This window comes from Aeromonas oralensis (assembly GCF_049665575.1).
Classification (GTDB): domain Bacteria; phylum Pseudomonadota; class Gammaproteobacteria; order Enterobacterales; family Aeromonadaceae; genus Aeromonas; species Aeromonas hydrophila.
Genome location: NZ_CP187186.1, coordinates 3,980,556 through 3,993,161 on the forward strand (window position 1 = coordinate 3,980,556; position 12,606 = coordinate 3,993,161).

Annotated in this window: 13 protein-coding genes; 7 read left to right on the forward strand and 6 right to left on the reverse strand. The window is 60.8% G+C overall.

Annotation, left to right across the window (positions count from 1 at the left end; translation table 11 throughout):
* Positions 1–11: 11 nt before the first annotated feature.
* A complete protein-coding gene (locus ACPDZI_RS18560; protein WP_011707437.1) occupies positions 12–593 on the reverse strand; it encodes a YjaG family protein in 582 nt (193 codons plus the stop codon).
* 162 nt (positions 594–755) lie between these two features.
* Here ACPDZI_RS18560 and ACPDZI_RS18565 point away from each other — a divergent pair, with 162 nt between their 5' ends.
* Positions 756–1,700 (forward strand): D-2-hydroxyacid dehydrogenase, encoded by a 945-nt coding sequence (locus ACPDZI_RS18565; protein ID WP_011707438.1) that lies wholly within the window; start codon positions 756–758, stop codon positions 1,698–1,700.
* A 119-nt stretch (positions 1,701–1,819) separates the two neighbouring features.
* Positions 1,820–2,782 (forward strand): IS1595 family transposase, encoded by a 963-nt coding sequence (locus ACPDZI_RS18570; RefSeq protein WP_331412788.1) that lies wholly within the window; start codon positions 1,820–1,822, stop codon positions 2,780–2,782.
* Between the two features lie 25 nt (positions 2,783–2,807).
* Here ACPDZI_RS18570 and mepM read toward each other — a convergent pair whose 3' ends face one another.
* Entirely contained in the window at positions 2,808–4,145 is a 1,338-nt protein-coding gene (mepM, locus tag ACPDZI_RS18575; protein ID WP_438833597.1) for a murein DD-endopeptidase MepM, read from the reverse strand.
* Between the two features lie 260 nt (positions 4,146–4,405).
* On the opposite strand from mepM, the gene ACPDZI_RS18580 reads away from it, so the two are divergent.
* Complete coding sequence (locus tag ACPDZI_RS18580; RefSeq protein WP_438833598.1) at positions 4,406–5,698, forward strand: LapD/MoxY N-terminal periplasmic domain-containing protein; 1,293 nt, start codon at positions 4,406–4,408, stop codon at positions 5,696–5,698.
* Entirely contained in the window at positions 5,698–6,639 is a 942-nt protein-coding gene (locus ACPDZI_RS18585; protein WP_438833599.1) for a TAXI family TRAP transporter solute-binding subunit, read from the forward strand. Before ACPDZI_RS18580 ends, ACPDZI_RS18585 begins: the two co-directional genes overlap by 1 nt.
* On the opposite strand, the gene ACPDZI_RS18590 is transcribed toward ACPDZI_RS18585, so the two are convergent.
* Both ACPDZI_RS18590 and znuA read right to left on the reverse strand, forming a co-directional pair.
* Positions 6,634–7,308 (reverse strand): transglutaminase-like cysteine peptidase, encoded by a 675-nt coding sequence (locus ACPDZI_RS18590; RefSeq protein WP_438833600.1) that lies wholly within the window; start codon positions 7,306–7,308, stop codon positions 6,634–6,636. The two genes, ACPDZI_RS18585 and ACPDZI_RS18590, sit on opposite strands and share 6 nt — an antisense overlap.
* Positions 7,309–7,393: 85 nt before the next feature.
* The gene (gene znuA, locus ACPDZI_RS18595; protein WP_049046015.1) at positions 7,394–8,308 is read right to left on the reverse strand and encodes a zinc ABC transporter substrate-binding protein ZnuA; all 915 of its coding nucleotides are present in this window, start codon (positions 8,306–8,308) and stop codon (positions 7,394–7,396) included.
* A gap of 94 nt (positions 8,309–8,402) precedes the next feature.
* On the opposite strand from znuA, the gene znuC reads away from it, so the two are divergent.
* Positions 8,403–9,167: a zinc ABC transporter ATP-binding protein ZnuC gene (gene znuC / locus ACPDZI_RS18600; RefSeq protein ID WP_017411255.1), complete on the forward strand. Its 765-nt coding sequence runs from the start codon at positions 8,403–8,405 to the stop codon at positions 9,165–9,167.
* A 21-nt stretch (positions 9,168–9,188) separates the two neighbouring features.
* Positions 9,189–9,968 carry a zinc ABC transporter permease subunit ZnuB gene (znuB, locus tag ACPDZI_RS18605; protein ID WP_011707445.1) on the forward strand — a complete coding sequence of 260 codons (780 nt, stop codon included), beginning with the start codon at positions 9,189–9,191 and terminating at the stop codon, positions 9,966–9,968.
* Positions 9,969–10,058: 90 nt separating this feature from the next.
* On the opposite strand, the gene ACPDZI_RS18610 is transcribed toward znuB, so the two are convergent.
* Positions 10,059–10,976 carry a LysR substrate-binding domain-containing protein gene (locus ACPDZI_RS18610; RefSeq protein ID WP_011707446.1) on the reverse strand — a complete coding sequence of 306 codons (918 nt, stop codon included), beginning with the start codon at positions 10,974–10,976 and terminating at the stop codon, positions 10,059–10,061.
* 91 nt (positions 10,977–11,067) lie between these two features.
* Here ACPDZI_RS18610 and ACPDZI_RS18615 point away from each other — a divergent pair, with 91 nt between their 5' ends.
* A complete protein-coding gene (locus ACPDZI_RS18615) occupies positions 11,068–11,925 on the forward strand; it encodes a DMT family transporter (RefSeq protein WP_438833601.1) in 858 nt (285 codons plus the stop codon).
* Positions 11,926–11,935: 10 nt separating this feature from the next.
* On the opposite strand, the gene ACPDZI_RS18620 is transcribed toward ACPDZI_RS18615, so the two are convergent.
* Entirely contained in the window at positions 11,936–12,517 is a 582-nt protein-coding gene (locus ACPDZI_RS18620) for a uracil-DNA glycosylase family protein (protein WP_259231623.1), read from the reverse strand.
* Positions 12,518–12,606 lie beyond the last annotated feature (89 nt).

Sequence of the window (12,606 nt, forward strand, 5' to 3'; positions counted from 1 at the left end):
GGAGAGTGCGATCACTCTTCCAGGCTGATGCCGATATTGGAGACGCCATCCTGGGCCGCAAAGGTGCGGATCGCCAGAATGCGGTCGCTGTCGCGCTCATGGGCAACCCGCTTGAGCAGCTCGACCTGGAACTCCAGCTCGGCTTCCATGTATTCGTGCTCGTAGAGCTCCTCGTCGGTGAGGTCGCGCTCTTCCAGCATCTCGATGAAACCGGCCACGGTACCGACCGACGCATGGCTGGCATCGTTGGCCTCTTCACCCACCCGGCAGATCACCGAGTTGTAGGCACAGCCCAGCGCCACGCAGGCATCCAGCGCCGGATAGGCACCGTAGGACTCGAATTTGCCAGGTTCGGGAATATAGACTTCAAACGCCTCCAGGATCGCCCCCAGATTGACGCGGGATCCCTTCACCGTCAGGTAATTCCACATCTGATCCAGGGCGTGGCGAAATGCCTTCGCATCCCCGAAACCGGAGGCCTGGGAAAACAGCGCATAGTTGGGGTACATGCGCTCTGCCAGCGCCAGGGTGTAGACGGTCTGTTGCCAAGGCTGTAGCTCGGCCAGTCGCTTATAAAACTTGTCACCAAACACTGGAGTCGGATCCTTTGCAAAATGTGGGGCAGATTGTAGCCCACGAGGGGCCGCGCGAAAACGAAAAAGCGGCCTGGTCGGCTATGTTGGCCGGTCAACTCGGGTAAGATGAGGACAGAGCGGCCTCTCTCCCGCGCCGCAAATCTGATAAGGAACAAGAGTATGAGTCAACGTACCCTTCTTTTGCTCAGCCAGGACAATGCTCACTACGAGCGCCTGCTCAAGGCGGCCCACCTCCCCCATTTGCGCATTCTGCGGGCCGACAACCAGGGCGAGGCCGAGAAATTGATCGGCGAAGCCCACATCCTGATGGCAGAACCGGCACGGGCCAAGCCGCTGCTGGCCAAGGCCGGCAAGCTCAGCTGGCTACAGTCCACCTACGCCGGAGTCGACGTGCTGCTGGATGCCAGCTGCCGCCGCGACTATCAGCTCACCAACGTGCGCGGCATCTTCGGCCCGCTGATGAGCGAATACGTGTTCGGCCATCTGCTCAGCCTGATGCGCCAGCTGCCGCTCTATCGGGAGCAACAGAAGCAGCGGTTGTGGCAAAGCCACCCCTATCACGGCCTCAAGGGACGCACCTTGCTTATCTTGGGCACCGGCAGCATAGGCCAGCACATAGCCCACACCGGCAAGCACTTCGGCATGAAGGTGCTTGGCATCAGCCGCAGCGGCCGCGAGCGGGCCGGCTTCGATCAGGTGTATCAGCTGCCGGCCCTCAACAAGGTGCTGGCGCAGGCCGACGTCATCGTCAGCGTCCTGCCCGCCACCCGCGAGACACATCACCTCTTCACCGCTCCCCGTTTCGAACACTGCAAAGCGGGCGCCATCCTGTTCAACGTGGGGCGCGGCAACGCCATCCACGAAGGTGACCTGCTCACGGCGCTGCGCACCGGCAAGCTGGGCATGGCAGTGCTGGACGTGTTCGCACAGGAGCCGCTGCCCGCCGACAGCCCGCTCTGGGGCCAGCCCAATCTCATCATCACGCCGCACAACAGCGCCTACAGCTTCCCCGAGGATGTGGCCCAGATCTTCGTGCGCAACTACATCCGCTTCATCGACGGCCAGCCGCTGGACGGCAAGATAGACTTCGACAAGGGCTATTGATGGCCATCAGCCAACAACAAGGCCCCGCCAGAGTGGCGGGGCCTTGTTGTTTGGCTCTGTCCCAGTTATGTGTTGAAAGGCTAATCTTGAAGTAGGTCATCACCTTGAGGGCCTCCACCATGGATACCCAAGCCTTTCAACACCTACTGTCCCTCTTCCCATTACTCACTTTGCGTCAGCGTCGTCTCGCGCAACATGAACTCACCACCCCTCACCCCATCACCTCGTTGGCCACTCAACTGCCCGCATGCCAATGCTGCCCTCACTGTCAGGCCGAGGCCACACAGTTGGCTCCCTGGGGCTGGTCTCGCGGGCTGCGCCGTTATCGCTGCAAGCAGTGTTTGCGCACCAGTTCCGTTCTCACCAACACGCCTCTCGCCCGACTTCGCAAGCCACAATGCTGGGAAGACTATGCTCAGGCCCTCATCGAAGGTCTGACCGTCCGGCAGGCGGCGCTCCGCTGTGGGGTCGGTAAAAACACCGCCTTTTTATGGCGCCACCGCTTCCTGAAGGCCATGGCTAGCCACCAGGCGGTACGGGAAGAGGGTATCGTCGAGGTCGATGAGACCTTCTTCTTAGCGTCGTTCAAAGGACAGCGCGGATTGCCCCGCCCGGCCCGCCATCGTGGAGGCAAAGGCTGTACCCGAGGCACAGGGCCGGATTACATCCCGGTGATGGTGGTGCAAGACAGAGCAGGTCACCTGGCTGACTTCCAGTTGGAGCAGCTGAATGCCAGGGCAGTTAAGGCGGTGCTTGAGCCGCTTATCGCCCCGGATGCCGTCCTGTGCAGCGATGGCGCTGGGGTGTATGCCAGTTTCAGCAAGTCGCAGGGCATGACCCACCAAGTGGTGCACAACCGTGCGGGAGAGCGAGTGGTAGGTGCATATCACATCCAACATGTGAACGGGTACCACAGGCGATTGAAGGAGTGGATGGAACGGTTCCATGGGGTCGCGACCCACTATCTGAGGAATTATCTGGGTTGGCGAAGGATGTTGGAGCGCTATGGGCGGGAAGTGAATATCTCATGTTGCTTGCATGAGGCGCTGGGGCGCCCCATGCAACACGTAATTGGGACATAGCCTTTTTGTTTCGGCGAGAGAGGCATCAACCGGCCTCCATCTCCTTGCGATAGCTCTTCACCTTGGCGAGGAACTGGCGCTTCTCCTTGCCGGAAAGCGGTTCAGCCATCGGCAGCTTGACCTTCATGGCATCGACCGGACGGTTGTTGATCCGCACCTCGTAGTGCAGGTGGGCACCGGTGGAACGACCGGTGTTGCCGGAGAGCGCAATCTTGTCACCCATCTTCACCTTCTGACCAGGCTTGACCAGCAGCTTGCTCAGGTGCAGATAACGGGTCATCAGGGTACGGCCGTGCTTGATCACCACATAGGTGCCGGCCAGCGGGTGACTGGTCGCCTTCAGCACGACACCGTCACCGGTTGCCATCACGGGGGTGCCGACCGGCAGGGCAAAGTCGGTGCCCTCGTGGGGACGTACCTGGCCGGTGATCGGGTGACGGCGGTTCGGGTTGAAGCTGGAGCTGACCCGGTAGCGGCTGTGGGTCGGATAACGGCGGAAGCCGCGCTCCAGGCTGTTGCCCTGGCCATCGTAGTAGTTGCCATCTTCAGACAACCAGGCAGAGACGCTCTGGCCCTGGCTGAACACTTCCACCCCCAGCAACTGGGTATTGCCGGTGCTCTTGCCCTCGACCGTTTCCTGGCGTACCAGCACCTTGAACTTGTCGCCCTTTTTCAGATCCTTGGCGAAGTTGAGCCGCCACTGGAACAGGTTGGCAATCTTCTGGATGTGGTTGGCCGGGATCCCCGCATTGCGGGCACTGACGTAAAAACTGCCGTTGATGACCCCGTCATACCCCTTCTTCTGCCACTCCACCTCTTCATTGAGCATGTTGGCGCTGTAGGTGTCGTCGGTGCGCTCCAGGATCAGGGTCTGCTTGATGTTCAGACGAATCTTCATCTGCTGCAGTATGTTGTCCTGATCGATCAGCAGCTCGATGGTTTGACCGGGCTTGAGACGTGCCAGATTGTTCTTGGTATCGGCATCCAGCACCTTGTAGAGGGTGGTGGTGGAGAGACCCAGGTTGTTGAAGATGGTGGTCAGGTTTTCGCCGTTTCGTACCCGATAATCCTGCCACTGGGGGGTGGCATCGGTCGGGATGTCATCTTCCGGGGTCGCGGCTTCCACCAGCTCGTGATCCGGGATGTCGTTGAAGTCCGTATTGTCTTCGTTGGTTGCGGTGCCGTTGGTGGCGATCGGCAACTCCAGACGCAATGGCCGCTCCAGGATGTCACCCGGCGCTGGCAATATGGCTACCGCTGACATCGTCATCGCGGTCAGCAATAGCATGGCGTAAAAGTGTTTGCGGGGAACCGGGGGTTCCCAATTGGCGGCCTGCGCTACCAAGGGACGGAGACGTTTCATCCGCTATCCTGTCATTAGATCTAAGGGTGTTAGTGGTCAGTTTGTTTGTTATGAAACCGTATAAAACTGATTGTTTGACCTAAATACTCACAATTAGTTCATAGCAATCTGCATGAACCTCACATTTTATGCATAACATTCCTTTATGGGCAGAAATGATCGTCTTTTTTAACCATTTTTTTCCTATTTTTAAGAGCCGGGTCCGCTCGCATCAGACCCAAGTTTTCAGCATGTTGCGATAACTTTTCCATGGGGTGGATATGTCGTTAGCGAAACTGTTAAATCGAATCATCCTGATCTTGTTCCTGGCCGGGGCCATCCTGCTGTTCATGCTGGAGGTCACCACGGTACGCCAGTCCATCCTTGATCAGATGTCAGCCAATCTGGAAACCGCCATCACAGCCCTCGGACTGGTGCTGCAGGGCACCCTGCTCAACGATGACAAGGTACTGGCCGAAACCATCGTCAACGCCATGTTCGACGGCGGCTTTGTCAGCGCGGTCACCCTGCTGGATCCCGATGGCCAGGTGCTGTTTCAGAAGGTCTTCCACACGGCGCAGCAAAACGTGCCGACCTGGCTTCCCTCTGTTATCGACATGCCACCGGTAAAAATTGAGCAGGAGCTGACCGATGGCTGGCGCATGCTGGGCACCCTCACCCTGGAAGGGCACACGGGTTATGCCTACCAGCACCTGTGGAATGCCATCAGCCGTACCGGCACGGCGCTGCTGGCCGGTCTGCTGGTATTCACCCTGGTGATCTCCTGGGTCTGCAACCGGCTGCTGCGCCCGCTCGAGCAGATCAACCAGCAGTTGGTGAAGATCCGCAAGCGCCAATTCAGCGGCAATCTGGCCTCCCCCTGGCTGCAGGATCTCAAGGAGCTGGTTGCCTCGGTCAACCAGCTGGTGTCCGAACGCAAACGGGATCTGCTGCAACAGCGGCTCAAGATAAGCCAGCTCAGCAAACAGGTCGCCATATCAAGTCAGCCGCTGCAAACCCTGACTGAGGCAGGAGAAGGCCTGCTGCAGCAACATTTCTTCTCGACCCAGGGCAGCATTCGCCTCTACAGCCGCCTCATTCCAGAGGTCACGCCCTCGCTGGACAGCTCGCCGGACGAGATCCGGCACCTGCTCGATCTCTGGTTGCATCACACGGTCGAAGGATTGCAACTACCGCTCAGCCTGCTTGGCCACGCTGACTGGACGCAATTTTCTGCCCTGCTTGCCAAGGGCAGAGGCAAGACCCTCGACTGGCGCTGGGATCAGGAACATGTGCCGCCCCTTGCCCAGGAGCGGCTGGCCGCCTTGCAGGAGCAGGGTGTGGAGATGGCTTTCAGCGCGATCCCGATGACCAACGAGACCTTCAATCAGCTCGACCCCATCAATCCTGTCTTCATCAGCTGCCAGCCAACCCAGGCCCCGCTCTATTGGAATCTGGTGGCCCAATGCCTGCACAGCGCGGGCTACACCCTGCTGGCGGAGGCCGGCGACATTCAGGATATCGATACCCTGCGCAACTGGGGCATCGATGGCTACGCCAGCAAGGAGGCATGATGAACAAGACCGGATTGTTGCTCGCTCTGCTGTGCCCACTGCCGCTGCTGGCCGACACTATGACCATCGCCACCGGCGGTGAGCAGGGGATCTATCACCAGATCGCCAATGAGTTTTGCCGGCTTGCCAACAAGAGCGATGCCGGATTGCAGTGCAAGTTGCAGGCAACCTCGGGCTCCATCGAGAATCTGCGCCAACTGAAGAGCGGTGAGACCCGCTATGCGCTGGTGCAGTCGGACTGGCTTTATCAGGCCAGTCACGGCCTGGGTCCATATGCCAGTCAGCCGCAGCCAGAGCTCAGAGCCATCTTCGCCACCCACGCCGAGCCTTTCACTATCGTGGTAAGGGCCGACGGCGATATCACCAGCCTGGAGCAGCTCAAGCTGGCCCCCATCGACATGGGGCTCAAGAGCTCAGGCACCCGCCAGACGGCGCTCGCCCTGTTCAACGTGCTGGGTGCCAAGGAGCAGGATCTCGATCTCAAGAGCGTGGCCAATCTGGCCGAGTCGCTGTGCAGCAAGCAGATCGATGCCTATGGCCTGGTAATGGGCCACCCCAATCGCATCGTGCTGGATACAGCCAAACGCTGCGCCGTGCGTTTTCTGCCGATCGAGGGAGCAACCCGGGATCAGTTGCTCAAGGGGGTGAAGTATTACCAGCGCAGCCAAGTGCCTGCCCGCATCTACCCGGGCAACCTCAAGGCGACGCCGACCTTTGCCATCGCTGCCACCCTGGTGACCACCGCCAGCACGCCGGAAGCCGATGTGTACCGACTGACCAAAGCCATGCTGGCCCAGCAAACCAAGTTCAATGAACAGACCTACGGCTACGCCAACCTGTTCCACCAGGCACGCAATAAGACCGGCCCGGTGCTGAGCATCGACCAGCATACGGGCGCAGCCAAATATTTCGAGGAGTTGAAAACCGCGGGCAAGCTATAGCTCGCGGCGGGGGGAGCGCAGTTGCTCGCTGGAGAACCGGGTCTTCATCGACGTCCACTGCGCCAACCTGTCGGCACTGCCTGCCAGCGTCCCTTCACGGCGGGACTTCATGATCCAGATGCTTTTGGCATCAAAGCTGTAGACGGGGATAAGGTCGGTTCGCTTGCTGCCTGGCAGGATCCGGCTGTTGATGTTGTCGAGTACCAGCGGATCCGACTTGGGGGTAGCGAAGTAGAGCGTCACCATGTGGAACTGGTTGTAACGCAACGCCTTGACGTAGGCCAGCCGCAGCTTCTTCTCGTCCACCCCCAGTTCCATCAGGGTGTAGTACTTGGAGATGCTGTAATCCTCGCAGTCGCCACCGCGGGCGCCGATAAACTCCAGCGGATTGGCCCAATAATCCGCCTCTCCCCACAACCTGGGATCATCGCTATAGGTCAGGTTGTTGAAGTAGTTGTTCACCAGCTCGATCTTCTGCTGATCCGTGGTACCGGCTCTGGGCGTGAGCAGGCGCGAAAATGCCTCGGCCCGCTGAATGGCACGACCACCGTACACTTCCTGCAATTTTGCCCGCAACTCGGGACTGGCGATGTATTCGGAGAGGCGGGATGCCTGCACGCTGGCGCAGCATAGCGCCAACGTGCAGGTGGAAACGAGTAGCCATTTCATACAAGACACTCCCTGTCAGATGCTGGAAGTCAGTATAGTTGGCTGCGCTCACCCCATCGATGAGCATGGCGGCTCGGCGGGTCTGTCAGCGGCACTCGGCGAAAGCGTCGGCCAGTTGCTGCATGAACCGGGGATAGCCATCCGGGCCGAGCGGTACCTGCTCGCCCACTTCATCCAGCAGCAGCACCTTGGCACCGGTATTGCGGGCCACCGACTCGATCACCGCCGGCGAGAATTGCGGCTCGGCATAGATGCAGCTCGCCTTTTTCTCTTCCAGCGCCTTGCGGATCTCCACCAGAGTCTTGGCGCCAGGGCGTCGCTCCGGGCTCACGGTAAAGTGGCCCTTGGAGCTCATCCCATAGTGGCGCTCCCAATAGCCATAGGCCTCGTGAAATACGAAGTAGCCCTTCTGATTCACCGCCTTCATCTGCTCGGCAATCACCTTGTCCTTGGCCTCCACCTTGGCCTTGAACGCCAGCAGGTTGGCACGATAACGCTCGGCGTTGGCCGGATCCTGAGCGCTCAGGGTTTCGCTCAGGGCATTGGCGATGACCAGCGCCTGGGTCGGTCCCAGCCAGATGTGGGGGTCGACGCCCTCGTGGTGGTGCCCCTCATGACCGTCGTGGTCATGGCCTTCATGCCCCTCGTCGGCGTGTTCTTCGTGGCCGGCCTGCTTGCTGTAATCGAACAGCGGCATCCCTTCGACCCGGGTCAGGGTCAACACATGGGCATGCTTGGCCAGCGGTTTGGCCATGAAGCCTTCCAGCTCGGGGCCGACCCAGACCACCAAGTCGGCCTCATTGATGCTGCGAATATCGGAGGGGCGCAGGGAGAAATCATGGGGCGAGGCGCCGGTCGGCAGCAGCACCTTGGGCTCGCTTACGCCATCGGTGATGGCGGCCGCGATGAAACCCAGCGGCTTGATGGTGGTCAGCACCTCGAGGGCACGGACAGGCAGACTCACCGCCAGCAAGGCAGTGATCAGGGCAAGAATTCGCATAGAGATCTCGTCAGGAAGTGTGTGTGTGATAATATAACAAACCAACGTTATTGTTATATTATAACTCTCACAGGCTGTAAACCCCGGAGCTGTCATGACCCAACTGGTGGAGCTGAAAGAGGTCTGTCTTTCATTTGATGGACGATCCGTGCTCGACAAGGTCTCCTTTACCCTGAACAAAGGCAAAATCACTACCCTGGTCGGTCCCAACGGGGCGGGCAAGAGTACCCTGAGCAAGCTGGTACTGGGCCTGCTCACGCCGGATTCGGGCCAAATTACCCGCAGCCGCGACCTGCGGGTCGGCTATGTGCCCCAGCGCCTCTATCTGGATCCCACCCTGCCGCTGACGGTGCGCCGCTTCCTGCAGCTTGGCAAGAATGGCCGCCTCTCCATCGAGGAGGCGCTGAACCGGGTCGGTGCGGAAGATCTCTTGGACAACCGGATGCAGAAACTCTCCGGCGGCGAGATGCAGCGGGTGCTGCTGGCCCGCGCCCTGCTGGTCAAACCCGAGCTGCTGGTGCTGGACGAACCGGTGCAAGGGGTGGACATCAACGGCCAGATCGAGCTCTACGCCCTCATCAGCCAGCTGGCCGCCGAGTTCAACTGTGCCGTGCTGATGGTTTCCCACGACCTGCACCTGGTGATGGCCAGCACCCACGAGGTGATCTGCCTCAACCGCCACGTCTGCTGTCACGGCGAGCCGGAAAGCGTGGCCCGCCACCCCGAGTTTGCCCGTCTGTTCGGCCGACCGGAGCAGGAGGTGCTGGCGGTCTACACCCACCATCACCACTGCGACGGCGAACACCATCATCATGAACCGCAGGCCCCCGTCATTCGCCTGCCCTCCCGCAATCAATAACATACCCGACAGGATCATCAAGTGGACAGCTTTCTGTTATACGCCCTCGCGGCCGGCCTCGGCATCGCCCTGCTGGCTGGCCCTCTTGGCAGCTTCGTGGTGTGGCGCAAGATGGCCTATTTTGGCGACACCCTCTCCCACGCCTGCCTGTTCGGTATCGCGCTCGGCATCCTGCTGCAGGTGGATCTCACCCTGGCGGTGGTGGTCTGCTGTCTCGCCATGGCCATGCTGCTGGTGATCATGAGCCGCAACCAGCAGGTCGCCACCGATACCCTGCTCGGCATCCTGGCCCACAGCGCCCTGTCGCTGGGTCTGGTCACCTTGAGCTTCATGGACAACGTGCGGGTGGACCTGATGGCCTACCTGTTCGGCGACCTGCTCTCGGTACAACCGATGGACCTGCTCTGGATCTATGGCGGCGGCGCCCTGGTGCTGCTCACCCTGTGGCGGCTGTGGGATCCCCTGCTCTCCATGACCATCTCGGAAGAGCTGGCGCGGGTGGAAGGGGTAAGGGTCGATGTGCTGCGCTGCGTGCTGATGCTGCTGATCGGGCTGGTGATCGCCGTGGCGATGAAGTTTGTCGGGGCACTGATCATCACCTCCTTGCTGATCATCCCTGCGGCAACGGCCCGTCGCTTCAGCCGGACACCGGAACAGATGGCCGGCTTTGCCGCCCTCATCGGCTGCCTTGCCGTGCTCGGCGGACTGCTGCTCTCCTGGTATCAAGATACCCCGGCCGGCCCTTCGGTGGTGGTCTGCGCCACCAGCCTGTTTATCCTGAGCCAGTTCAAAAAAGCCTGAACCTAAGTGGCCTGAGCCTTGCCGTCAGGCCACTCCATATCTCGACCCTTCGCTGGATCTCCGCCACCAACCTGCTCGTGCTGCGCCTATTCAAACACGCCTGAGCGGTTCATTCTCGCCGGGACGCAAGCTGGCTTGCGCCTCCTGCCAGAGCCACTGGCGCAGCCGGCTGATGGCGGGCTCATGGACACGCGAGCGCTTGCAGACGAAATAGAAGTTGTCTCCGGTCTCCAGTGCATGCAGCGGCAGTCGTACCAGACCGGGATCCTCCGGCTGCAGCATATAGTCGTTGATGAGCGCCACCCCCTGATCCCAGTTGGCCGCCTCCAGTGCCAGCAGAATGTGGCTGAAATGGTGCATCCTCGCCTCGGGGGCGATCGTCAGCCCGCCCACGTCGGCCCAGCGACGCCAATCCTCCCCTTTCTCCTTGTAGATCGCCTGGATGGAGAGCAGCGGCAGTTGCCACAGGGCCGCGGGCCACTCCCCCTCCACCTGCTGCCACAGCCGCCGGCTGCACACCGGCATCAGCCGCTCCCGATAGAGCAGATCGTGCATATAACCGGGCCCCTTGGGGGAGACGGTGATGAAACAGTCCGCCACCCGATCGGAGAGCTCGGGGTCCTCCGCCACCATCTCCAGGCTGAGATCCAACTCGGGATAGAGCTGACGCAGCCCCGCCAGTCGCGGAATCAGCCACTTCACCGCAAACGAGCTGTAAACCGCGAGCCGGATCCGCATTTCGCCGCCGCCGCGCAACTGCTCGCTGCTCTGGGCAATCTGGCCGAGCCCGGCGGAGATTCCCTCAAAATAGACCTCCCCCTGCGCCGTCAGCGACAGCAGGCGACCCTGGCGCAGCAGCAACCGCTCACCCAGAAAATCCTCCAGCAGACGGATCTGGTGGCTGACCGCGCTCTGGCTGACGTTGAGCTCAACCGCGGCGCGAGAAAAGCTGAGCAGGCGGGCAACCACTTCGAAGTATTGAACGGCACGCAAGGGAGGTAGCTTCATTATCCAAAATTCTCATGCATGGTGATTTTTTATCATTTTACTGGATAACAGCACGCGGGCTACCCTTCCCTCATCAAACATGGGAGGTGGTATGAATGCAGTGGGGATCGGCATCCTTTATCTGGTGCTGGGCAATATGGTGGCGGTCTTTTCCGACGCGCTGGTCAAGGTGCTGGAGCCGGACCAGCCAGTGTTCCAGTTCGTCTTCTTCCGCCAGCTCTCCGCCGCCATCCTGCTGACCCCCTGGCTGCTCTGGTCATGGCGTCGCAACCCGCCGTTGGCGCTCAAGTGGCATCTGCTGCGGGCCCATATCTGGGCCGTCGGCGTCTGCCTGATGGTGATCGCCCTCACCCGGCTGCCGCTGGCCACCGCCAACGCCCTCTTCTATGCGGCGCCGCTGATGATGGTGCCGCTGGCGGTGTGGCTGGCGGGGGAAGCGATCTCGCGCCAGAAGGTGCTGACCGCCTTCATCGGCTTTGTCGGGGTGCTGATCGTGCTGCGCCCCACCGAGGTGAACTGGGCGGCGCTGGCGGCGCTCGGGGTGGCGCTCTCGATGGCGCTCAACAATCTGCTGATCAAGCGGATCCCGCTCCAGCAGCCCATCGCCCAGACCCTGTTCTTTACCAACGTGTTGAGCATGCCCTTCATCATGGCGCTGGCCTGGTGGGAAGGGGGCGACTGGCAGTGGCAGATGTGGTGGCCCGCCTTCGGCTCTTCGGCGCTGATCATGGTCTATGCGGGATTGTGCGTGGTGGCCTATCGCAAGGCGGAGGCGAGCAAGATCGCCTCGGCGGAGTACACCGGCCTGCTGATGGCGGTCGCCATCGGGGTATGGCTGTTCGATGAACAGCCGGGCCTGCCGCTGCTGCTGGGGTGCCTGTGCATCATACTGCCGCTCATCGCCATGGCCCGCAGCAAGCCCAAACCGCAGGTCGAACCGGCGCTCTAACCAACGAGGGTCACCCCAGCAGTGGGGCGACCCTTTGTTGCAGATGGGGGATCACATCCTGCTCGAACCAGGGATTCTTCTTGAGCCAGAAGGTGTTGCGCGGTGACGGGTGCGGCAGCGGCAACCAGGCCGGGCCGTAGTCCGTCCAGCTGCGTACCGTCTCGGTCAGCGACCCTTTCGCCGCATCCCGCAGATAGTAGGCTTGCGCATACTGGCCGATCAGCAGGGTCAGCTCGATGTGGGGCAGCAGCATCAGCACCTTGTCGTGCCAGGTGGGTGCACATTCAGGGCGCGGTGGCAGATCCCCCGACTTGCCCTTGCCGGGGTAACAGAGCCCCATCGGCATGATGGCGATACGGGATTCATCGTAAAAGGTGGCCTTGTCCACCCCGAGCCACTGGCGCAGGCGATCGCCGGAGGGATCATCCCATGGGATGCCGCTGGCATGCACCCGGGTGCCGGGCGCCTGGCCGATGATCAGCAGACGGGCGCGCTCGCTGCCACGGATCACCGGTCTGGGCCCGAGCGGCAAGTGTGCCTCGCACAGGCGGCAGGCCCGGATCTGTTCAAACAAACTGTCGAGTCGGTTCATGGGCCCGATAGTAGCAGAGTTTTCCGCCGGATCCTGCTTGTGAAAGATTCAGCAGATACTTATCATGCAGCCACATTTGTTTAATTTAA